We start from the raw sequence: 22,740 nt of genomic DNA, 5'->3' as shown, positions 1-22,740 counted from the left end.
ATTACTAATTAACAGGTAAGGGCACTTCTTTGGAAATTTGGATTTATTTCACTTTATTAGCTGCAACTATGCAGGCGGTAAGAACAGCAGGACAAAAGCAGTTATCGGGTAAGCTTAATTCAATGGCGACTACCGGAGTACGTTATTTCTTTGCCTTACCTTTTGCATGGGGCTATCTTTGGTGGTTGCTCGATTTTAGGGAAGTAGCAGTCCCCCCGTTAAATAACGACTTTTTACAATACGCGTTAATTGCTTGTGTGATGCAAATTTGGGGCACCGCGTGTTTGGTGGCGGCTTTTCGTTACCGTAACTTTGCCGTCGCTACCAGTTTAGCTAAAACGGAGGCGATTCAAGTAGCCATCGTTGGCGCTTTGTTTTTTGGCGCTACGCTTTCTGGTTTAGGGTGGTTTAGTGTCGTTGTCGGTGTAGTTGGCGTATTTTTAGTCTCTAAAGTGAAGTTTAACCCCAGAGATTTATTGGCTGATTCACAAAGTCTTATTGGTATGGGCTATGGTTTAGCAGCAGGTCTTGGTTTAGCTATTACCACCTTACTTATTCGAGAATCAAGTTTAGCACTTAATACTGATTTAATGGTCAGTGCAGCCGTTACCTTAGTGTTTATGATCACGGTGCAATCGTTGATCTCATTCATTTACGTTTACCTTCAAGATAAATCACAATTCCCCGTTATGTTTAAACACTGGCGGTTATGTTTATTTGTTGGCATAACTAGTGTATTAGGCTCTATTGGTTGGTTTACGGCGGCGAGTTATCAAAATGCTGCTTATGTAAAAGCATTGGGACAGGTTGAATTCTTTATCACATTGGCATTAACTTACCGCGTCTTTAAAGAAACTATTACCTTAAAAGAATACCTAGGCATGTTCCTGATTGTGTTAAGTGTGGTTATCTTATTACTTTGGTCGTAAAGTATGGTGGTAAATCCATTTGATTACTGAGTAAAGATAGGTAAACTGCACACCATAACATTAAAGTTTATTTTTACTCACGCGAGTATGAATCTAAATATTAACCTAATTATTAATAAAGTACTAAAGAAGAGATTACTATGAAAATTGCTGAAAAAACCGTTGCTCACTTTCACTACACCCTTAAAAATGAAGCGGGTGAAGAAATAGAATCATCAGACGGTCATGAGCCTCTAACCTATTTACATGGCGCTAACAACACTTTACCAGGCTTAGAAGTAGCATTAACAGGTAAAAGTAGAGGCGAGAAGTTTTCAGTAACTTTACAACCTGAAGAAGCTTACGGTCCTTATCAAGAAGGCTTAGAGCAGCGTGTTCCTGTTAAACATTTACACGGTTTAGTAAGCAAGAATGCTAAATGGAAAAAAGGTATGACTGCTGCAGTTCAAACTGACGCGGGTCAACGCCAAGTTACTGTAGTTAAAGTCGGTAAGTTTATGGTTACTGTTGATATCAACCCACCATTAGCGGGTAAAGTACTGACTTTTGATATTGAAATAGTTGACGTACGTGAAGCGACTGAAGAAGAAGTTACTCACGGCCATGTACATAGTGCTGATAGTAGCTGTGGTCACGATCACTAGTTCAAAATTTACTATTAATTAGCCGTTGTACGGTTGAATAATTGATAAATAAAAAGCGCTAAGTAGTTAACCTACTTAGCGCTTTTTTATATGTGCATTACCGCGTCTGTGGATAGCCACAAATTATAAAAGTTTTTTGAACCGTATTTTCTGGGCCGGAGATAGATTGGGAAGAATAATTAAAATTCTTGCATCAAAAGTAGTGATAAAACTATAAAAAACGTCACAAAAAGCAAGAAAATAATGGCAACTTGATGCCACTTTACGGACATTATCCCATGAGAATGGAAAGTTGATTCGGATTATATTTTGTATCGGTAATGTTTTGCTAATGGGAATAAGTGAGCAAATTAAGCAACCTGTTATGTAGATTCTATGGTGGGTGAATGAAAAATAACACAGGGTGTCCTAGTTATTTTTTATAGATTCCTGGTCATGCAAGAAATAGGTTTTATGCCATACTTAACTCTCATTCATGCGGTAATAAAATGTTTTTAGTCTAAAATATTTTATTACCGCATGAATGACTACCACTTCTTTATTTTTCAATATATTACGCTGTTTTTTTTCGTGGAGATAACTCAGTTGTCACACATTAAATTACAGTTTTATTTTCATTTATGCTGATTTTAATTTCGAAGCGGGTGTTTGGTTTAGCACGTTAACAGTCTATTTTACTAAAAAAGGGGTTGACCATGTACCATAAAATAATTGCATTATTCGGATCGGTTGTATTTCTTGTCTTGGGTATAACAGCTTGTGGCTCTGATAGCTCAGATGACCCTGGAGTAACTGTAGACCCTGTTGAAATTGTCGCCCCAGACGATATCGTGGAGCCCATTTCAGTGCTTATCAACGATGTTAGTATCGATACCTGGATGTATCAAATCCAGGGGTTGGATGATAATACTAAAATTGACACCTTAGCCGTAACAGATTACGACATGATAGTGGTGGAACCCGGGCATAATTTTATTGGATTTTCCTACGACACAGATTACCTAGTAAATCAGCTTGAAAGTAAATCAAACGGTGATGAACGTATTCTTTTAGCCTATGTCGATATCGGAGAGGCCGAAGATTATCGTACTTATTGGCAGTCCGACTGGGTTGCTCCCACGGAAAATGCTCCAGGTTCTCCCAGCTTTTTGGTTACGATTGACCCTGATGGCTGGACTGGAAACTATCCTGTAGCATACTGGCAGAATGAGTGGAAAGATATTTGGTTAGGACCAGACGGAATAGTTGCCGAGTTAGCAAATGCAGGATTTCATGGGATTTATTTAGACTGGGTAGAAGCCTATGATGATGATACTGTTCGTGCTTATGCGCAAGAGGAAGGTGTAAATCCTGAAGAAGAAATGATGCTATTTATCGAAGAAATAGGTGCTGCTGGTCGAGCTATTCGTTCCGATTTTATTGTGATTGCTCAGAATGCGCCTTATCTACTTGATCATGACCCAGTGCGTTATGCGGCGATGATTGATGCTATCGCGTTGGAAGATACCTGGTTTTATGGTGAGGGTGATGCTGAATGGGGTGATTCCAATGCCGGTGATCTTTCCGGAGGGGAAAGGCATAATGATGAATATTCTACTGCCAGCAGAATCACTCAAAACCATGTTTATCTTGATTTCGGTGTGCCTGTCTTTACCGTTGATTACTGCATATCAGAGAGTAATGCCAACATGACCTACGGAAACTCTCGTCGTGAGGGCTTTGTTCCTTTGGTTACCCGTGTATCTCTTTCTGAATTAACTGAAACGCCGCCCCCAAATTAGAGCGCAAGCATAGGTTCGGATGAACGGTAAAGTGCAGAGCCATTGATGGCAAGGAGCGCAATCAGTTCAGCGCTGCTACGTCGAAAAAGCTTTTATTTATTTCAGAATAACGCTTGTTAGCAGCGCCATGTAAAAGTATTGTGGGAAAGTAAAACTATGAATTAATATGCAATAACTTTAAATTGAATTTTCATCCCACAAATTCAAAGCATTAGAAACCACTGTAACCAACTTGTTTATTAAAAATAGGATGTTACTAAGCCCACCCCCCAGTAAGACCCCTCATAGAAGACGGTATTATTAACTAAAGTAGGACACCCATACTTTAAAAAAGCTAAATGGTCATCGCTAACCAATAAAGTATGGGTGTCCCACTTTGTGTACTAAGGACAGGGGTCAATAACATCCTGACTGATTTTATCCTTGCTTACTTACCAGTAGCATATGTAAATTATCCAAGGCTGTTATTTTTGCATCTCTACTGCGGATCAAATCGCCTTCTTTGACATTGTAATAGCCACTTTTTTTGGTGTTTTTAAGTTCTCTAATTACCGCTTCGCCTGTAATTACGTAGGATAATTGTCCACGGTCTAAGATAAGGCTTTTTCCAGCTTTTAAGTGCACTATGTCAATTAAGGTATGGCTATCAAAGGTTTCTGATTGGCTTTTATTTCCGCCATAAATGCGCGTAGCACCATCCAATTTAGGTGTATAGGATTTATATGCAGCGGGCTGCCCTTTAACTTCTGGCAAAGCCCATATTTGCAACATTCTATTTTTTCGATTGTCAGGATTGATTTCATTATGCTCAAAACCTTCACCACCGGCACGTTGCACCTGAACATCTCCAGCGACAAGATCTTTACCATGTTCCATTGAGCCTTCATGGCTGACTCTACCGTCAATAATCACTGAAATTACATCAATTTCGCTATGTGGATGCATGCCAGACTTGCCATTAGGGTTGTACTTAGCATCCGCTAGGTAAACCATATTGCCTAATCCTTCTGAAGTTCCTGGTTTTTTACGGTTGCCAAAAATACGACTATCAGTTACTAATCTGTGCTCTTTAATACCTGCAAAACCGCCTAGTGATACTGAATTTCTTGATATTATGTTCATAATTATGATCTCTTTTTTTGTTTATTTTGTTTATTTTGTTTATTTTGTTTATTTTGTTTATTTTGTTGTTTTCTCAGTTGATGAAACCATTTTATGAAATAACTATTGTTTAATAAATACCGATAAATTAAAATCATTATTCCATTTAAAACAACAATAGGTGTTTCGTGGCAAAGACAAGAGATCTCAACGACATGATGTTATTTATCGCCGTAATAGATGCAGGTAGTTTTACGCTGGCAGCAGAGCGATTAAATATGCCTAAGGCAAATTTAAGTCGAAAAATTTCACGTTTAGAGCAACAATTAGGGGTGACTTTATTAGAGCGAACGACTCGAACACAGCATATTACAGAAGCGGGAAATCATTACCTGGCTCATTGCCGACGTATCAGTCAGGAGATAGAGCTAGCCGAGGTATCTATCACTCAGAGCCTAACCGAAATTAAAGGACAACTGCGTATTGGTGTTTCAGTTGGCATGGGCCATGAAATTATTAAACCCGTATTGGGGCAGTTTTTGCGTCAACATTCAGCGATAAACTTACAGCTAAGTTTATTAAATAGTCATGTTGATCTGATTGATGAAGGTTATGATTTAGTTATTCGTATTGGTGAACTGTCTGATTCACGTTTGGTCGCTAAACGACTTGGTAAGGTGGGAAGAAAGATATTCGCTAGCCCAGAGTATATGAAACATCATGGAGAAATAAAATCAATAGAACAACTGAGCCATGCTGATTTTCTATTGATGAGCAGTATTCAAGGTAGCGGTCGTATATTATTAACATCCAAAGAAAAGCAGCAGGAGTTAAAAGTTAAGCCGAGGGTGCTTGTTGATGATTTTTTGATACTAAAACAAATGATCTTGGAGGGGATAGGGATCGCAATTATTCCGGATTATATGTGCGAGGAAGAAGTAGCGAATAACAAGTTAGTACAGCTGATGCCAAACTGGGGCATGACAGATGTAGATGTATATGCGCTATATCCTAAACACAGACTTAATTTGCCGAAAGTGAAGGCATTTGTAGATTTCATTCAAATAGTATTTAAACAACGATTGCTCAACTAATTCGAATGACTAATGTAGTTAGATGATGGAAGGTTAATAGTAAGTACAACACCAACAATTAAATTTATCCAATGTATTGCCACCAGCGGTTGAATTCAAGGCGATAAGAAGGCGTGAGAATATTGAGAACCTAATGTATGCATTAAAACAAAAAACGATAAAATATCTAGATCTATGTGGTAATAGTGAAGGTTAACTCGCAATGGGGGCGAAACCGCCATAGACTTAATACCCTAAATTTATTTAAAACTTAAATAATTCCAATGTCCGCTTTGGGGATTTAAGATCTAACGCCATGCAAAAGTAATAGTTATATTTTTAGTTGTGAATGGATGTGGGTTTTAAATGAAAAAGGAAGCTTAAGAATCTCTGCTCTGCTGTTATTTCCTGAAAAGTTAACGCCACCTATTGGCTATCAGTTGACCTAAATAACATGTGTGTTGCGTCCATCGATTGAACTCAAGGCACATTTTTGACATGAAGGTGATCTCTGAAGAATTTTAATAATTGAAGGGTTCTTGGAATGATTGCTAAGGGCAGTAGCTGCCACAAAGCGGTCTTAGTAATTAGAACAACAAACTCCATTTTTATGTCAGCTATTTTCAAGGGTAGCTGACATTAGAATAAATTTTTATCTCGCTTCCGTCCCTGAAGCGAGTTAGACACTATTAAATTGTGGCCAATATAATTGAACCACTTCATATTGTTATGGTCAGAGTGATTTGGTTAGTAACCAAAGATTCCAAAAAAGTACAATATAGATAACGCAAATAGCATAAATTATATAATAAAAATAATTACAGGAAGTAAAATGAATAAAAAATTAATTGCTTTAGCTTTATCCGCAGCAATGAGCATTACGAGCTACGCAGATACTACCCTTGTTGCTACGGCTTTAGAAAATGATGATGTAAAAGCTGCTAAAATTGCTTTTAATGAACTGTCCTTGGAAGAGAAGCAAAGTATTGAAGGGAAAATATTAAGTGGCAGAATTTTATTGCAAAAAGATAAAACTGAAGAAGCGTTTGATTATTTTGAAGAATTACGCGATGACCATACCGAAAACATTGACGTAAATTATTACTTAGGTGTTAGCGCAGTGATCATGGCACAAAAAGCGAGTATTTTTTCAAAGCTAGGTTATGCCGAAGATTTTCTAGAAGCGATGGATAAAACAATTAAATTAAACCCCGTTCATGAAGATGCGTTAAATACCTTGATTGGTTTTCATTTAGGAGCGCCGAGCATTGCAGGTGGTGATACAGATAAAGCGCTTACCTATGCAAAGCAACTGCAAAGCTTTAATAAAGAGCAAGGTTATGAACAACTAGCCAATGTTTATTGGCAAATTGAAAAAGCTGATTTAGCCGAGCAAACGTTGCTTGAAGGTTTAAAAGAATTTCCTGAAAGCGCTGCATTATATTTGACTAGAGCAAGTGCTTATATTAAAGATGAAGCGTGGAAAAAAGCCCGTATTGATTTAAATCTTGCAATAAAACATGCCAAAGACAATGAAGAAAAAAGTCGTGCTTTATATCAACAAGGTAAGGTTTCTGCCGAATCAAGACAAGAAATTGAATTAGGCATTGAGTCACTTATTGAGGCGATACCATTAGCCGATGAACAATATAAGCCATGGGCAGAGTATCGTTTGGTACAACTTTATATTCACAATAAAGAGTTAGATAAAGCCCAAAGCTATATTGCCAATATTAATGTTGGTGAAGATGACGATTTAAAAAGTAAAATTAAGAAACTAAAAAAGAAGCTTAAAAAGCTAATAAGCTAATAAAACTGAACATAAGTTACCTTGAGCAGATGGAGCTAAATTAGGCCTGAATAATATCCCCTTTTTGTACATAGCAGTCTAAATTAAAATGAAAACTTAGGGGGCTATTTCCTCAAAGCGATAGAGCGAGGGGCTAGTTCGATGACTGCTTTGAGACGATAGCGGACCTTACGCTTGGCTTATCTAACGGTAACTGATCCGACAAAATCTTCCCTACATTAGATAATGAAGTGTTCTAAATCTTCATCTTGAAACTTGAAAAATAAATACTCAAATTTGATTTGAAATACGTAAAGCGGACATTATATTAATACCGATTTACGTGATTTCTTATGTATTAAATCTATTGTACTCATGTCTGCTAAATCCCTTGCTAATAAAAATACTCATGACACTTTTATTAGCGATAAACCGATTTCAAAATACTTCATAAAAGTTAGCTCCTGAGTGTTAAAGCTGAATAATTATTCTCTTGAATCATATGTACCACTGCATTTGAACAAATCCTGTAAGTTAGCCTTAGTCAATTGGGTTTAGTGGCTTTATGTTACTAACTGTTTGAATATAAGCGATATTGTTGTTTGATTGATAGTGCAGTCTTCCATATCACTTATATCTATTGTTAATAACACCCTACTACTAAAGTATATATTGATACGTATTGACTCATTATGTGACTTTCTGTAGTGTTGTTAATTCGATACGTTCTGTCTCATTTTGACTGCTCGTAAGTTTTAACCAACCTTCGGATTAGCAATTATGAATCAAATAAGTGAAACAGATGAAAAGCCAGGCCCTTTGTCTGGAGTTACCGTGTTGGACTTCTCTCGTGTGCTAGCAGGACCTTATTGCACCATGGTTTTGGCGGATCTTGGTGCGCGGGTTATTAAAATTGAACGATTTGGCACTGGCGATGATACGCGTGCATTTGGGCCTTTTGTTGGCGTTGATTCGGCCTATTTCATGTGCTTCAATCGTGGTAAAGAAAGTATTTCACTGGATATTAAATCACCACGCGACCGCGAACTACTAGAGCGCCTGTTGGACAGTTGTGATGTGGTGGTAGAGAATTTTCGACCTGGAGTGATGGAACGTCTGGGTTACGGGCCTGAGCGCCTTGAAAAAACGCATCCTCATATTATTTATACGTCGATTTCAGGTTTTGGTCACAGCGGCCCATTTAGTGAATTACCAGGCTACGATATGGTGGTACAGGCCATGGGCGGGGTGATGAGTTTGACGGGCTGGCCAGATGAAGAGCCTGCTCGCGTTGGCACCAGCTTTGGTGACTTAGGTGCGGCACTCTTTGGTGTTATTGGTATCTTGTCGGCACTCTATAGTCGAACCCGTGATGCTCAAGGAACTCGAGTCGATATAGGCATGCTAGATTGCCAGGCGGCGTTGATGGAAACGGCACTAGCAAGATATGACGTGGAAGGGATTGTGCCAACACGCACCGGTGACAATCATCCATCGCTTGCACCCTTTGAAACCTTTGCCGCAAAGGATGGAAAGTTCGTGATCTGTGCCGGTAATGATACGTTATTCTTGCTCATGATGGATGCGTTAGGCTCTCCTCAAATGGCCTTAGAAGAACAATTCTTAACCAACGATTTACGTGTGCAAAACCGTAAACAACTGGTTAAAGATGTTGAGGCAATAACACTCAGCGAGCCAATGCAGCATTGGATTGATGCCCTCAATGAAGCTGGAGTACCTTGCTCACCGATAAATAGCATTGATAAATTATTTACCCACCCACAACTCCTAGCTCGTAACATGATCGTTAAAGTAAAAGGGGAAAACGAGAGAGCAATACGAACGGCCGGTAACCCAATAAAGATGAGCTCAGTATCAGAAATTGATCCCGAGGTACCGCTCAAGTCCCCAGCGCTTAACGAGCACCGCGAGGCAATCTTAGCAGAATTGATGGCAAACAACGGTGCGTATGCGCCGAGCCCTCAACCTCAAAAGAATTCGGGTGATAGTGAGCTAGAGAGTCATTCCAAAGCCACTTCTGCCACTTAATCCTTCATATGCCAAAAGAGAGAATCGAATTATGAACAGTAAAAAAGGTGTTAAATCTAAACCCGATAGCACAGAGCAGCAAAGTAGAGAAAGCAAAGAAAATGCCGAATCTGTAATTGCCGCTCAACCGACGGTAGCAGCGATGGAAACCATATTGGTCGAACGCCGTGAACGGGTAGGTATGATCACCCTTCATAGGCCTAAAAGCCTAAATGCCCTAAGTAGACAACTTGCCAGAGAAGTTGTTGATACCTTAAAGGCCTTTGACGCCGACGATAATATTGGCGCGATTGTTATTACCGGCAGTGCTAGAGCATTTGCCGCTGGGGCAGATATTGAGGAAATGGCAAATCTGACTTACGCCGAATTTTATTGTGACGATATCTTTGCACCCTGGGATGAATTGCGTTCAATCAGTAAACCTATCATTGCTGCCGTTAGTGGTTATGCGCTAGGTGGGGGCTGTGAGCTAGCGTTGATGTGTGATTTTATCATTGCCTCTGAAGATGCCCAGTTTGGACAACCAGAAATTAAGCTTGGTATTTTACCTGGTATCGGTGGCTCACAACGCTTGGCTAATGCAGTCGGTAAGTCACTGGCGATGGACCTTGTCTTAACCGGTCGAACAATTGATGTTCATGAAGCAAAAGCTGCTGGCCTAGTAGCGAGAGTTGTGCCGGGTAAAGAGCTGTTACAAACCGCACTAGAAGCAGCACATACTATTGCAGGGTATAACAGTCCTGCGGTACGTATGGCTAAAGAAGCGGTAAACGTAGCCTTTGAGACCAGCCTAACTGAAGGAATGCGTCATGAGCGTCGGTTATTTCAGGCAGCCTTTGCTACAGAAGGGCAAAAAGAAGGTATGCATGCGTTTATCGCCAAGCGAGCACCTGTTTTTCGTCATCGTTAGAATAATCTAATTCGCGGGTGGTGGTGAGACCTTTGATATTGAAGAAACCACAAGCCCTTATGTTTAAAAAATAGAGAGAAGTTGATATGTCTACTCAAGTTATTCTGCCACGTATTATGCAGGTAGGTGAAGATGCTATCCTGCAAATACCTAATATATTAGTTAGCCTTGGCTGCAACCGCCCCTTGATCATTACCGACAAAATGATGGTAGCACTGGGATATGCCGGTCGTATTCAAATGAGTTTAGGAGCACAAAATATTTCTGCCCCTATCTTTGATGATACTGTGCCAGAGCCCACGGTAGAATCCATTCAAGCGGGTGTTGAAAAGGCACAGAAGGGTAATTACGACTGTATTATTGCTCTAGGTGGCGGAAGCCCGATTGATAGTGCGAAGGCGATCGCGATTTTGGCCAAACATGGCGGCGTGATGCAAGATTATCGCTTTCCCCGCATGGTCATGGAACAAGGCTTGCCTGTCATTGCAGTACCTACCACTGCTGGGACTGGCTCTGAAGTAACAAGGTTTACCATCATCACTGATGAAACCACTGATGAAAAAATGCTTTGTGTCGGCATTGGTTTTATGCCCGTTGCGGCGTTGGTGGATTATAAGTTAACCATCAGTTTGCCGCCAAGAATAACCGCCGATACTGGCATTGATGCATTAACCCATGCTATTGAAGCTTATGTGAGTAAAAAAGCCAATCCATACAGTGATAGTCAGGCAATTGCTGCGATGAAATTGATTGGACCAAACTTGCGCAAAGCCTATCACAATGGTGAAGATCAACGTGCTCGTGAAGCTATGATGCTTGGTTCTACCTTAGCTGGCGTTGCGTTTTCTAATGCATCAGTGGCCTTAGTGCATGGCATGAGTCGCCCGATAGGTGCTTTTTTTCATGTGCCCCATGGCCTTTCAAATGCAATGTTATTACCAAGTGTTACCGCTTACTCAATGCCAGCGGCAGCAGAACGCTATGCTGATTGTGCGCGAGCTATGGGTATCACAACCGCGCAAGACAGCAATGAGATCGCTAATCAGAAACTATTAATTGAACTTCGTGCATTGAACGATGAATTAGCTGTGCCAACGCCAGAGCAATTTGGTATTAAGCGCGATGAATTTTTCGACGTTTGTCAAACCATGGCCGAGCAAGCATTAGCTTCAGGCTCTCCAGCTAATAACCCGATTGAACCGTCTATCAGCGATATGGTCGCTATTTATCAAGGGCTGTGGGATTAAACCCTGCTAGTTAAATTATTATTTTTTAATATTAGGAATTATTTATGAATACTATTGGACACTTAATTAACGGTGAAATCAGCACCGATGCTACTCGCACTCAAGATGTATTTAACCCAGCAACGGGTCAGGCGATTCGACAAGTGGCATTAGCTTCTGTTGAAACAGTAGAGCAAGCAATTAGCTGTGCTCAAGCTGCATTCCCTGCATGGCGTAATACGACGCCGATCAAACGTGCGCGAGTGATGTTTCGTTTTAAAGAATTGCTTGAAGCCAATGCCGATAAAATTTGCAAAATGATAGGTGAAGAGCACGGTAAAATATCCCATGATGCTGCGGGCGAATTACAACGCGGTATCGAGAATGTTGAATATGCTTGTGGCGCACCAGAATTATTAAAAGGGGAGCACAGTAAAAATGTTGGACCAAATATTGATTCATGGAGTGAATTTCAGCCTTTAGGTGTTGTTGCTGGTATCACGCCATTTAATTTCCCTGCGATGGTGCCACTGTGGATGTTTCCAATGGCTATTGCTTGTGGTAATTGTTTCATTTTGAAACCGTCAGAGCGCGATCCAAGCTCAACATTATTTATTGCTCAGTTATTAAAAGAAGCGGGACTACCCGATGGTGTGATGAATGTAGTTAATGGCGACAAGGTCGCAGTTGATGTGTTGTTGTCTGATCAACGTGTTAAAGCCGTTAGCTTTGTTGGCTCAACACCAATTGCTGAATATATTTATGCTACCGCTAACGCGAATGGTAAACGTTGTCAGGCATTAGGTGGCGCTAAAAATCATGCCATCGTGATGCCAGATGCTGATATGGACAATGCAGTTAATCAGTTACTGGGTGCTGCCTTTGGCTCTTCTGGTGAGCGTTGCATGGCATTATCTGTTGCTGTTGCCGTTGGTGATGTCGCTGGTGATGCCTTAGTTGAAAAAATGACTAAGGCGATGGCAGGACTTAAAGTGGGTGCATTTAGCGAAAGCAGCAATGATTTTGGCCCCGTTATTACCGCCCAACATCGTGACAAAGTGGTTGGTTATATTAATCATGCCCAGGAGCAGGGCGCAACGATTGTCGTTGATGGTCGAAACCCACAGGTTGAAGGTTATTCGGATGGTTTCTTTGTTGGTGGTACGCTAATCGATAATGTTACGGCTGATATGGTGAGTTATAAAGAAGAGATTTTTGGTCCGGTATTACAGGTTGTTAGGGTACAAACAATGCAAGAAGCCATGGATTTAATTGATGCCCACGAATATGGCAATGGTACTTGTATCTTTACCCGTGACGGTGAAGCGGCGCGTTATTTCTCTGACAACATACAAGTGGGTATGGTGGGTATCAACGTGCCACTGCCTGTTCCTGTTGCATATCACAGTTTTGGTGGTTGGAAGCGTTCTTTGTTTGGTGATTTACATGCCTACGGTCCAGATGCGGTACGCTTTTACACCAAACGTAAAACGGTTACCCAGCGTTGGCCTTCTGCCGGAGTTCGTGAAGGTGCACAGTTTTCAATGCCAACTTAAGTTAACCAAGCATAATTAAGATTGCTCGCGCGTTGTGCATGAGCTCCTATTGGCTAGTCTTTATCATCGATAGGCTAGCCTTTATCATTTATGAGAAGTGTTCTTGACACTGTTGTTGCTTGCCTATCTATGTCAGGCTTGCTTATAATGAACACGAAATTTATGACAGGATATAAAATGACAGCTCAGCGAAGAGAAAAAGGATCATCTATAACTCGGGTACTCGAAATTATCGAGGCTATTTCTCGTGCCGAGCGACCTATGTCACCTGCTGAATTGGCCTTTTTACTCGATATTCCAAAACCGAGTATACATCGTTTATTGCAGCAACTTGAAGCTGATAATTATATACAAATTAATATGCGTGGCTTGTTGCTTCCAGGTGACCGCATGCATAATATCGCTTTAGGGGTGCTCCATAGCAGCCGTTTTAAAGCGTTGCGTCAGGCTATATTAAAAAACCTGGCGGAAACCATTGGTGAAACTTGCGGTATCTCGATTCCCGATGGTACTGATATGATCTATTACGATCGTGTTCAAACTAATTGGCCGTTGCGGATCCATTTACCTGTCGGCAGTCATACGCCTGTATGGTGTACTGCCAGCGGTAAACTTTATTTAAGCTCTCTGCCCAAAGAGCGTCGTCACCGTATTGTCAGTAAACTATCACTGGACAAGTTGGCACGTAATACATTGACTGAGCCGGGGTTATTAGAAAGCGAGCTATTAAAGATTGAGGCAAATGAGCTAGGAACGGATAACGAAGAATTTGTCGATGGTATGGTTGCCTGTGCGGTACCCATTAAAGATCAGGACGGCAAGTTGTTTGCTTGTCTTTTCACTCATGCCCCGGTTATCCGCAAAAGTTTAGATGAGTTACTCGAGTATGAATCAGTATTGCGTCAGGCAGCCATCGAATTAGGTGAACTGCTCAAAGAACAATAATAGCCCTGCGATTCACAACATGATCTATCCCCCGATAAAACGGACACCTTTTATTTCAACTTAGCTATCAATTCAGCTAATTCTTTTAAAACCAATTCAGGCTCTTCTTTTTGAATAAAGTGATTACTCTTTTTAGTTAAAACAGCTTTACCTTGTGGAAAAGTTTCAGCCCAAACCTTAAGTGCTTTAGCCATTTTTTCTCTACCTAAATCTGTTATTTGCAGTACGACTGGATTCTCAAACTTTTTAATAGAAGTAATTATTGTTAATGGCTTATCACCAATTTCATCGAAATTTGGCATTGGTCTTTTTGCCCAATAATCTAAATACTCATTAGCCATGCCATCTTTGATGCCTATACTTTTCATCCATTTGGTTTCTTTTATTGCTCTAGAGAGATCTATTTTTTTTACTATATCTAAATCATGCTCCGTGGAAGGGTCTATTAAAAGTAAAGCATTTACTGAATTAGGATATTTACCAGCAAACGCTCTTGCTAACATTCCACCATATGAATGAGAAATATGAATAATGGGTTCATTAATTTTTAAGGCGTCTAGTAAGCTTTTTGTATGATTGACATATTGCTCAGCACTAAATTGTTGATTGGTTTTCGATGAGTTTCCATTACCAGCTCTTGAATAACGTATTACTCGTGCCATTTTTGATATATCTGGAATAATAGTATCCCAGTCACTTAAGTCACGTGTCATTCCGGCTTCAAGTAAAACAATATGTTTACCTGAGCCTGACAATTCATATTCAATATCAAAATCGCCAATATTGATTGTTTGTACTTGCGCTAAACAAGAAAAAGAGAATAACAGTGAGGTTAATGCTAAAAATTTCATTTTGTCTCCATACTATGAAAAAGGGCTAACTCCCCAATAAGGGGCTGTTAATAGTTTGCTAAAATGTGTAGCGAAGCGGAACTGAGCAAACTGTTAGCAGACCTGCTTTATTGGCTTATAGCTACGTTTACTGAGTTTTAGTGTAATACTCTCTTATATGTCCGTTACCGCTTCTACCAGCAACCCCCATATATTCCCAAAAGGTTTCATCATTTTCAAAGTGCAATTGTGATATTTTTACTACACCATTTCTTTCGTACTTCAAAACGATATTCTTATCCGTACAGCCTAATACATTGATGTTTATACGCTCTTCTTTAGGTGCACGCTTTATTTTTCTTTCACCCATTTTGAGTTCCAATTCAGGGGTAGCAATAATCATCATTGTGTTGCTCTGGAACGTAATAACTTCATGCCCTTGCGTTTGGATCATAAAAGACCAAGCTTTGTTATCTATGTTTGCCCATCGTTTATTGAAGGTTTCAAATTTTTCTATAGAAGATGACCAAGTCCCCTCTAATGACGGACAACCAAATGCAACACTAGGTATCATAAAAGACAAACAGATTAATATTTTTTTCATATCCAAAATCGAACACCTTAATCAAAAGTAATGAGGAGTAGCTAACGCCCTCGTTAATGGGCAAATAATTGTTGGCTAAAATAAGCGACGCAGGAGCAAACAGCCAACGGTTATTTGTCCTTGTTTAATTTCTTATAGCTGAATTTACACAAATTTTTCCAGTACATAATTAGTAAGCACTTGACCGCGAATTTTTACTTGTTGCTTTTTAACCACTTTGAAACCGAAATGCTCAAAAAATGGTTTTGCGGTAATACTTGCATGAGAATATAAACGATTAATACATTTCTTTTGCCCTGCAGCGATTAGTTTGTGTATTAGGGCTTTACCAATACCTTTACCTTGATGATTCCAATGACAAAAAAAATGGTCGATATAACCATCATCTTGAATATCTGCATAACCTACAATTTCGCTATCTAAAACAGCCACAAAAGGATTAATAGAGCTAATACGTTTATACCATTCAGATTGGTTATAATCATCTGGAGCCCAAGCTTGAACCTGTACTTCAGAATAGTCTTTAATATTCACGTTTCGGATTGTATTAAAAAAGATTTCTCTTAAAGCTAATTCATCACCATTTTGAAACTTTCTGATAATAAGCACCGATGCCTCCTTATTCAGCCAACGCCTCACTAAGAGGCAAATAATAGTTGGTTAAAATAAGCGACGAAGGAGCAAAAACCAACTGTTATTTGTCCTTTTGAGTGACTTGTTAAGTTTCGTTGTTTATACTAGCCTTAATTAAAGACCACTTTAACGTACTGAGTAAAGCATGACAACTAGAATATTAACTGAAGCAGCTGCAAGTATTAGTGAGCTTAAAGCAAACCCTATGAAGGTCGCATTGAGTGCTCACGGAGAAGCTATTGCTGTATTGAATAGAAATGAACCTGCATTTTATTGCATACCAGCAGAGACTTATGAGTTTATGATGGATCATATTGAAGATTTAGAGTTACTTGCAATTGTTGCACAACGCAAAAACGAAGCAAGTATAAAGGTTAGTTTAAATGACCTATGATTTAGAATTTAAAAAGTCTGCACTTAAAGAGTGGAAAAAGTTAGGTGCGACAATTCAATCACAGTTTAAGAAAAAATTAACCGATGTTTTAAGCAACCCACATATTGAAAGCGCTAAGCTATCTGGCGGTAACGAATTATATAAAATTAAGCTTAGGCAAGCGGGTTATCGGTTAGTTTACGAAGTAAATGATAGTGTAGTTACGGTCACCGTGATCTCGGTTGGAAAACGCGATAAAGGAAAAGTATATAAGGCGGCAATGGATCGCATCAACTAGAGAAACTTAACGCCACGTTAAGCGGCAAAAAATTGTTGGCTAAAATTGTGAACGGAGTGAAACAGCCAACTGTTTTTGTCCTTGTTTAATTTCTTATAGGTATTTTATATGCATTAAGTAGCCAACGATAAGTCCTATTAAGAAAAACACTGGCCATTGAACATACATAAAGAAGCTAAATAACTCACTTTCTCCATCAGGTCCAGGCTGTATATCGTTATAATAAATATATATTTCGTTAAGATATGGTGTGATTAAAAAACTTAAACCAAATAAAAAAACAAAGCCAAATATTAATGCAGTTAAATACTTCATTGCATTGTTTCCCAGAACCATATTTCTTTTGAATCTTCAAAGTCTGAAAAATCATCAGTAATAGAGTGCAATCCGAATGAACCGATTCGAAGATTAATTCGGGCCCAAGAAGTTGAATCCGTCATACTACTTCCATTCCATAAATCAATGTGATCACCAGAACGGTTTCGAAAAGATTCTTTATTGCCTGATGGCGATCTTCGCCAATAGTCTTTAAAGAATATTATCCCTTTTTTTCCTTTGATTTTACTTGAGAAGTCATTAGGAACAATTTTGATCACAGGTCTTAAACCTGAAAGTTGTATTTTATCTAAGCCTTTTGCCAATTCTTCAGCTCTTATTACATGCCCCTCTGATTTTGCATGTCCATGCCAACAATGCGTCGCTCCGGGTATAGATGTAGTTTTTATTCCACATTTTGTTAAAGATACGCCTACACGGATAGCGCATTGATTAGAAAATTTTTTCTTACCTTTAGTTGTGCATGGGTTTTCTATATCTGTATTTGTAGGGTGATTATCCCATAGTTTTTTAAATGTAATCATTGAGCTCTCCTTGCCTCGAATAAATACCAACGCCACAATAAGCGGCTAAGTATTGTTGGCTAAAATGTGAAGCGAAGCGGAACCGAGCCAACTGTCCGTTTGATTGCCTTGTTAGTTGCTGCGCGTTAAATCACATAACTAACAGTAAGTTACCATGTTCACGGGATAAGCGGAAGATGCAATAAATACAAACCCGCAACTTTGCCACAAACCGTGAACTTTGAGCCGTTTACGCCTTTTGCTAATTGTTTTTACCTTGCAAAACTAAGGCGAAAACTGTGTAGCCAAGAACACAAAACGACTTTTAAAAACTAAAAATTGAAAAAAAAAGGAAGGAGAAAAACACCAATCCTTTGATGTGAAATACCGCACGTTTAATAAATAAATAAATTTACTCGAACAAGTTGCGGCAACTAACGCCGCGATAAGCGGCTAAGTACACTTTGCTATACTGCGCGGAGCGCGAGCACACTGTACGTGTCCGTTTGATTGCCTTGTTAGCAGGTTATTCACCAACAGCCTCTTTTGGTTTTAAAAATTGAATAGGCGCAAGATATGAAAGAATAATGACTACCAATGCAAATAAAAACCAACTAATTTCTCTTAAACCAAAAAACATAGCTGTCGTATTGCCGAGCAAAAAGGCAAATGCTACTGCCATTACTATTTGTTTGATTGTGGGGATTATAGTGCTTTTCTTGACTCCGTAAAAGAAAGCAATAGCCGACGGCACCGCTAGAATAGTTGATGTTATTAGCAGGTTCAATATTAAGTCGATATCCGTACCATTAACTTTAGAGATTTTGAAATAGGTTAAGATAAATGCGGTAACAAACATAATTAAACCAAATATAATCGAAGACTTCTGCATAATTCCTTTTCCTGCTAACGCCACGTTAAGCGGCAAAAAATTGTTGGCTAAAATTGTGAACGGAGTGAAACAGCCAACTGTTTTTTGTCCGTTTGAACGCCTTGTTAGGTTAAAGACCACGAAATTTCATGAAGGCTTAAACCTGTACCTTTATTAAACTCCCACCTTGAACTAGTGATAACAAGATCAGAGTTGTTCCAATTGCTTTCGAATTCTCGCTCTGCGATTTTACTCTCAAAATAACAGTAAGCATCCGTTTTACCGTATGCAGGAACATCAGTTTTGCCCATTAAATATAAATGACCACCATCATGTCCAGTTCTCAAAATCGTTACATTTGATAATAAAACTTGGAGATTATCCATATTTAACCTAACGCCCTATTAACAGGCAAAAAATTGTTTGCTAAAATGTTGAGGAACGAAAACAGCAAACTGTTTTTTGTCCTTGTTTAATAGCTTGTTAGCATGAAATAACACTAATATTCGTATGGGACAGTGATGGCTTCGTGCTTTGTTAATACGGCAAAGACTTCGCTAGGAACAAAGTAAAACTCTGGCATATCATCATTAAGTAAAGAGACAAACATTCCATCATTATTTTCTTTTTGAATGTTCAGAAGGTTGTTTAAAAATTCAGAGCTAAGATGATCAGATTCTTGTTCAAACTCCCACTTTTTTTCAAGTCCATTGAAGGAAAAAGTGAGTGTGACATTATCACCATCAGTTTGAGACTGTAAGTTATCAAATGTCACTTTACCATCTGAGCGACTTGAGAACATTTGTAATATTTCTTCATAATCTTCTCCTGCGTCATCTTCCGTACCAATGTCTTCAACCCAAACGCCAAATATTTTATCTGAATCATGCTCAGCAATTAACTCTCTGACGTCATAAACACTTTCAACAGCATCGTACTCGGTTGATGAAGGGACAATGTTATGTTTTATTAAAACATCAACAATTTCTTTTGATAAAGCATTAATAGTTTCTGACATTCGGTATTTCCTTATGGGTTAAATAGTAAATTGAAATGCAAGACTCGAAATCAAGCGTATTCATGCTAACGCCACGTTAAGCGGCAAAAAATTGTTGGCTAAAATGTTGAACGGAGTGAAAACAGCCAACTGTTTTTTGTCCGTTTGAACGCCTTGTTAGCAGTGCATTACGCAAGTGCTAGAGTCTTCATTTATATAACCGTAACCATCAATCTTCACTGATTTAGATTCTAAACCATAAACCGGAATTGATGTGGCTACTATTGGAAAGTTAAGCTTAATTAAACCAACTTCGTTTGGTTTAGAAATACCAAACCAAAAATTTACAATTTCACTTTTTACGAACATACATGGTTGAGAATATCCAATTTCAGTTAAACCGTAATATATAAAACCTACAAATTCAGAACCGACTGCATCAATAAATTGGGCTTTAACGATGATGTTTGAGTTAGGGTTTAAAGCATCACTTTCATTTGCAGGGGAAATAATTGTTTCATCACAGCTATCGTCTTTCCATATAGGAAAATGCCAAACAGAATGATCTGATAAGTCTTGAAGAGTGATATCCCAGATTTGCTTGCTCATAACTTCCTTGTACTGCTAACGCCCAATTAACGAGCTAAAAATTGTGGGCTAAAATGAGCGAAGCGATAGCCCACTGTTTTTAGTCCTGTTGAATTGCTTGTTATGTTTAATTACTCATTAGATTCATTATATTTACGTTTTAAATACTTGATGCTTGCGTTTAATTCTTTAATTTCAGACTGAGACGATTCTATAACAGTAAGCATCTGTTTTACCCTTTTGGATATTAAAAAAACAAATACAGGCACTGTAATCCATAAGAGTATTAATAGTAGATAAAACAAGGCGGCGAATACCCCCATACCAGATGTAACAACGTCCATTTCAATATTCTCCATTTAAACATAACGCCCTAATAATGGGCAAAAAATTGTTGGCTAAAATGTTGAGGAACGAAAACAGCCAACTGTTTTTTGTCCTTATTAATTAGCTTGTTAGGTTACATAAACCTTAACCGTGTTTTAATCACTACCAATTACTTTTCGCCCGATAAAAATAACAGCACCGATAAAAAATAGAAAGAAAAACACTAAAACACTAAGTATAAATAAATCATTACCTAGAACCATTTGGAAATACTGATAATAATTAGATGTGTAATAAACGCCTTCTATTAGAAACTCTTCAATGCCCCAAAATATAAAAAATATGGATAAGGCTATTGTTAATATTCCTTTAACATTCGGAACAAAATTAGTTATAAAATCACTAAGCCTATCATTATAAGTAACGCTACTTCCAAACCTTGAATTGTTTTTTAAATCTTTAGTATGAACTTTGTTATATGCTTTTTCACAACTAGGACATTGCCAATGAGGATTAGAATCGCTTTTCTTTCTCCGATAAGTGCAAAATGGACACTGCATATTAGTAACCTAACGCCTTACTAAGCGGCGCGAAATTGTTGGCTAAAATAGCGAGGAACGAAGCTAGCCAACAGTTTAGCGTCCGTTTGAGTAACTTGTTAGAGGCTATTGTTCAATAACTTCATCTACATCTTCTGACAGGTTTTTGTCTTTTACATAGCTACAGATCATAACCCTATTTTGATAAGTCAGATGCTGCCACCCCTGCTTCCAAATATTAAAAGATTCCCAAGACAGTCCCAAAACTTGTCTTTTAGACATGTTATCAAAAGACTTTTCAACTGCAGCTAAATATATTTCTTCAAGTGGGGTCTCACTAATATCCATAATCGCACCTAATTGGACTAACCAGCTTGCTAGGTGAACATATTGGTTCCAAGCACCACTTTCACCGGTAAACCCTCTTTTCCTTTTCAGTACGTCTTTAAGAAAATTTACTACATTCGAATGCGAAACTATTATTCCATTTGAAGAAAGTGTTGAAAGTATTTCGAAAAATGATTCTCTCTTCTTTAAATAAGAATCCGTAAATTTTTGAGTGCCTTCTAAAACAGGAATTAACAAAGCTCTAGATTTTGAAACCCGATCTTTTATTAATTTATGCTTTTTAGAAATATTCTTAATAAATATATCGATATCAGTTTCATCAATAACTCTTAAACCGTAAGTCCGATCATAATAATCTTTCAAAAGGCCATCAACTTTGGATCTAGATAAGAAGAATAGGTGTTGCCTATTAATATCATGCTGTCTGTTTGTACGTAGCTTGTTAAGAATTGACTTGAAATTTATATCACCTAAAGAGTAACCCATTATGATTGTTGTATTTTCTTCAATTAAAGTTTGTACTTTACTTGAAAAATAATCTGGCTTATTAATAAACCTGAAGTAGTCTTCCGCAGTTACTACCATTTTAGAGGGGTATTTGATAGACCCATGCATATGGTAGATCTCAACTCCCTTTGGTTGTCTGCTAACAGGATAACCACTTGAGTAAGAGGTAGACATATCTTTATCAAGCAATTCGCTTTCAAAAAGTAAATCATAGTTTGTTGTTATAGCTTTTAAATAAGGAAATTTATTTAAAAAATCCTTAGTTACTTTGGCATTGGATCCAACTTTTACTTTTTTTATAATTTTAGATATTTCTGTATGGAGGCATTTCCCTTGAACATCCATTTTAACTTTGATTACACTAGCGCATTCTTCTAAAGGCATTATGGGTTTGCCATCAGGAAATAATTGTTCCGATAATTCATCACCATCTGCAATTTTTTTACAGCATTTCTGGAGTAACTCTAACCAGTTAGGTGCTTTTCCATTTGTGATATGCATTGAAAATCCAGTGCCTACAAATAGACATAAGGATTTTGATTCCAAAGCATATGCTAATTCATAATAAGGATCCAAATTTTGCTCCGACTTCGAAAGCCTCTAACGCTTATATTAAGCGGCTAAGTACACTTTGCTAAACTGCGCGGAGCGCGAGCAAACTGTACGTGTCCGTTTGAATACCTTGTTAGCAGCAGGTAGTTAAAAACACTAAACCCACGGCTAACGCTAAAATTAAATTAGTGGGAGTGAGAAGTTAAATTACTGCGCCACTTACCCACTAAACTTGATTGATAAACAATAACATAGAATGCTTAGCAATTTATTAAACTAAAATAATTTTCACGAAAAGGAAGGGAAACAAACACCAATCCTTTGATGTGAAGTGCAAAGCTAACCACATAATTAATTCGAACTAAGTGGTGCCTGCTAACGCCCAAATAACAGGCTAAGTAATGGTTGGCTAAAATTGTGTAGCGAAGCGA

At 38.4% G+C, this 22,740-nt stretch carries 24 protein-coding genes; 12 read left to right on the top strand and 12 right to left on the bottom strand.

Features of this window, described 5'->3' with window-relative positions:
- Nucleotides 1-29 precede the first annotated feature (29 nt).
- From CXF85_RS12180 to CXF85_RS12170, 3 genes are all read left to right on the top strand, one after another.
- Nucleotides 30-929: a DMT family transporter gene (locus CXF85_RS12180; RefSeq protein ID WP_101228847.1), complete on the top strand. Its 900-nt coding sequence runs from the start codon at nt 30-32 to the stop codon at nt 927-929.
- 140 nt (nt 930-1,069) lie between these two features.
- Nucleotides 1,070-1,573 (top strand): FKBP-type peptidyl-prolyl cis-trans isomerase, encoded by a 504-nt coding sequence (locus CXF85_RS12175; RefSeq protein ID WP_101228845.1) that lies wholly within the window; start codon nt 1,070-1,072, stop codon nt 1,571-1,573.
- 695 nt (nt 1,574-2,268) lie between these two features.
- On the top strand, nt 2,269-3,354 hold the full coding sequence (locus CXF85_RS12170) for an endo alpha-1,4 polygalactosaminidase (RefSeq protein ID WP_101228843.1): 1,086 nt from the start codon (nt 2,269-2,271) through the stop codon (nt 3,352-3,354).
- A 417-nt stretch (nt 3,355-3,771) separates the two neighbouring features.
- On the opposite strand, the gene CXF85_RS12165 is transcribed toward CXF85_RS12170, so the two are convergent.
- On the bottom strand, nt 3,772-4,476 hold the full coding sequence (locus CXF85_RS12165) for a pirin family protein (RefSeq protein WP_101228841.1): 705 nt from the start codon (nt 4,474-4,476) through the stop codon (nt 3,772-3,774).
- Between the two features lie 167 nt (nt 4,477-4,643).
- Between CXF85_RS12165 and CXF85_RS12160 the strand changes: the two genes are divergently transcribed.
- The 7 genes from CXF85_RS12160 to CXF85_RS12130 all read left to right on the top strand — a co-directional run bounded on the left by CXF85_RS12160 (nt 4,644) and on the right by CXF85_RS12130 (nt 14,003).
- Nucleotides 4,644-5,549 carry a LysR family transcriptional regulator gene (locus CXF85_RS12160; RefSeq protein ID WP_232771175.1) on the top strand — a complete coding sequence of 302 codons (906 nt, stop codon included), beginning with the start codon at nt 4,644-4,646 and terminating at the stop codon, nt 5,547-5,549.
- 811 nt (nt 5,550-6,360) lie between these two features.
- Entirely contained in the window at nt 6,361-7,338 is a 978-nt protein-coding gene (locus CXF85_RS12155) for a tetratricopeptide repeat protein (protein WP_101228839.1), read from the top strand.
- A gap of 759 nt (nt 7,339-8,097) precedes the next feature.
- The gene (locus CXF85_RS12150) at nt 8,098-9,366 is read left to right on the top strand and encodes a CaiB/BaiF CoA transferase family protein (protein ID WP_101228837.1); all 1,269 of its coding nucleotides are present in this window, start codon (nt 8,098-8,100) and stop codon (nt 9,364-9,366) included.
- Between the two features lie 31 nt (nt 9,367-9,397).
- Entirely contained in the window at nt 9,398-10,276 is an 879-nt protein-coding gene (locus tag CXF85_RS12145) for an enoyl-CoA hydratase (RefSeq protein WP_101228835.1), read from the top strand.
- An 86-nt stretch (nt 10,277-10,362) separates the two neighbouring features.
- Nucleotides 10,363-11,523 (top strand): iron-containing alcohol dehydrogenase, encoded by a 1,161-nt coding sequence (locus CXF85_RS12140; RefSeq protein ID WP_101228833.1) that lies wholly within the window; start codon nt 10,363-10,365, stop codon nt 11,521-11,523.
- Nucleotides 11,524-11,567: 44 nt separating this feature from the next.
- On the top strand, nt 11,568-13,058 hold the full coding sequence (locus CXF85_RS12135) for a CoA-acylating methylmalonate-semialdehyde dehydrogenase (RefSeq protein WP_101228831.1): 1,491 nt from the start codon (nt 11,568-11,570) through the stop codon (nt 13,056-13,058).
- A 147-nt stretch (nt 13,059-13,205) separates the two neighbouring features.
- Nucleotides 13,206-14,003: an IclR family transcriptional regulator gene (locus CXF85_RS12130; protein WP_232771174.1), complete on the top strand. Its 798-nt coding sequence runs from the start codon at nt 13,206-13,208 to the stop codon at nt 14,001-14,003.
- A gap of 50 nt (nt 14,004-14,053) precedes the next feature.
- Here the strand turns inward: CXF85_RS12130 and CXF85_RS12125 are convergent, their stop codons facing one another.
- The 3 genes from CXF85_RS12125 to CXF85_RS12115 form a co-directional block, all read right to left on the bottom strand.
- Nucleotides 14,054-14,854: an alpha/beta fold hydrolase gene (locus CXF85_RS12125; protein WP_101228827.1), complete on the bottom strand. Its 801-nt coding sequence runs from the start codon at nt 14,852-14,854 to the stop codon at nt 14,054-14,056.
- Between the two features lie 127 nt (nt 14,855-14,981).
- Nucleotides 14,982-15,437, bottom strand: coding sequence for a hypothetical protein (locus tag CXF85_RS12120; RefSeq protein WP_101228905.1), 456 nt, complete (start codon nt 15,435-15,437; stop codon nt 14,982-14,984).
- 144 nt (nt 15,438-15,581) lie between these two features.
- Nucleotides 15,582-16,046 (bottom strand): GNAT family N-acetyltransferase, encoded by a 465-nt coding sequence (locus CXF85_RS12115; RefSeq protein ID WP_101228825.1) that lies wholly within the window; start codon nt 16,044-16,046, stop codon nt 15,582-15,584.
- Between the two features lie 169 nt (nt 16,047-16,215).
- On the opposite strand from CXF85_RS12115, the gene CXF85_RS12110 reads away from it, so the two are divergent.
- A complete protein-coding gene (locus tag CXF85_RS12110; RefSeq protein WP_101228823.1) occupies nt 16,216-16,464 on the top strand; it encodes a type II toxin-antitoxin system Phd/YefM family antitoxin in 249 nt (82 codons plus the stop codon).
- A complete protein-coding gene (locus tag CXF85_RS12105; RefSeq protein WP_101228821.1) occupies nt 16,454-16,741 on the top strand; it encodes a type II toxin-antitoxin system RelE family toxin in 288 nt (95 codons plus the stop codon). Before CXF85_RS12110 ends, CXF85_RS12105 begins: the two co-directional genes overlap by 11 nt.
- Before the next feature lie 93 nt (nt 16,742-16,834).
- Here CXF85_RS12105 and CXF85_RS12100 read toward each other — a convergent pair whose 3' ends face one another.
- The 8 genes from CXF85_RS12100 to CXF85_RS12060 all read right to left on the bottom strand — a co-directional run bounded on the left by CXF85_RS12100 (nt 16,835) and on the right by CXF85_RS12060 (nt 22,333).
- Nucleotides 16,835-17,056: a hypothetical protein gene (locus tag CXF85_RS12100; RefSeq protein ID WP_101228820.1), complete on the bottom strand. Its 222-nt coding sequence runs from the start codon at nt 17,054-17,056 to the stop codon at nt 16,835-16,837.
- Nucleotides 17,053-17,601 carry a type VI secretion system amidase effector protein Tae4 gene (locus CXF85_RS12095; protein ID WP_101228819.1) on the bottom strand — a complete coding sequence of 183 codons (549 nt, stop codon included), beginning with the start codon at nt 17,599-17,601 and terminating at the stop codon, nt 17,053-17,055. The genes CXF85_RS12100 and CXF85_RS12095 overlap by 4 nt, the downstream gene beginning before the upstream one ends.
- A gap of 505 nt (nt 17,602-18,106) precedes the next feature.
- A complete protein-coding gene (locus CXF85_RS12090; RefSeq protein ID WP_157829094.1) occupies nt 18,107-18,472 on the bottom strand; it encodes a hypothetical protein in 366 nt (121 codons plus the stop codon).
- Between the two features lie 104 nt (nt 18,473-18,576).
- A complete protein-coding gene (locus CXF85_RS12085; RefSeq protein ID WP_101228816.1) occupies nt 18,577-18,837 on the bottom strand; it encodes a hypothetical protein in 261 nt (86 codons plus the stop codon).
- A 113-nt stretch (nt 18,838-18,950) separates the two neighbouring features.
- Complete coding sequence (locus CXF85_RS12080; protein WP_101228814.1) at nt 18,951-19,469, bottom strand: hypothetical protein; 519 nt, start codon at nt 19,467-19,469, stop codon at nt 18,951-18,953.
- A 156-nt stretch (nt 19,470-19,625) separates the two neighbouring features.
- Nucleotides 19,626-20,057: a hypothetical protein gene (locus CXF85_RS12075; protein WP_101228812.1), complete on the bottom strand. Its 432-nt coding sequence runs from the start codon at nt 20,055-20,057 to the stop codon at nt 19,626-19,628.
- Between the two features lie 461 nt (nt 20,058-20,518).
- A complete protein-coding gene (locus tag CXF85_RS12065) occupies nt 20,519-20,923 on the bottom strand; it encodes a hypothetical protein (protein WP_101228810.1) in 405 nt (134 codons plus the stop codon).
- 105 nt (nt 20,924-21,028) lie between these two features.
- Complete coding sequence (locus tag CXF85_RS12060) at nt 21,029-22,333, bottom strand: SIR2 family NAD-dependent protein deacylase (protein WP_232771173.1); 1,305 nt, start codon at nt 22,331-22,333, stop codon at nt 21,029-21,031.
- Nucleotides 22,334-22,740: the final 407 nt, after the last annotated feature.

The sequence above is a fragment of the Colwellia sp. 75C3 genome, from assembly GCF_002836255.1.
Classification (GTDB): Bacteria; Pseudomonadota; Gammaproteobacteria; order Enterobacterales; family Alteromonadaceae; genus Colwellia.
This window is presented reverse-complemented; position numbering and strand designations above follow the sequence as displayed.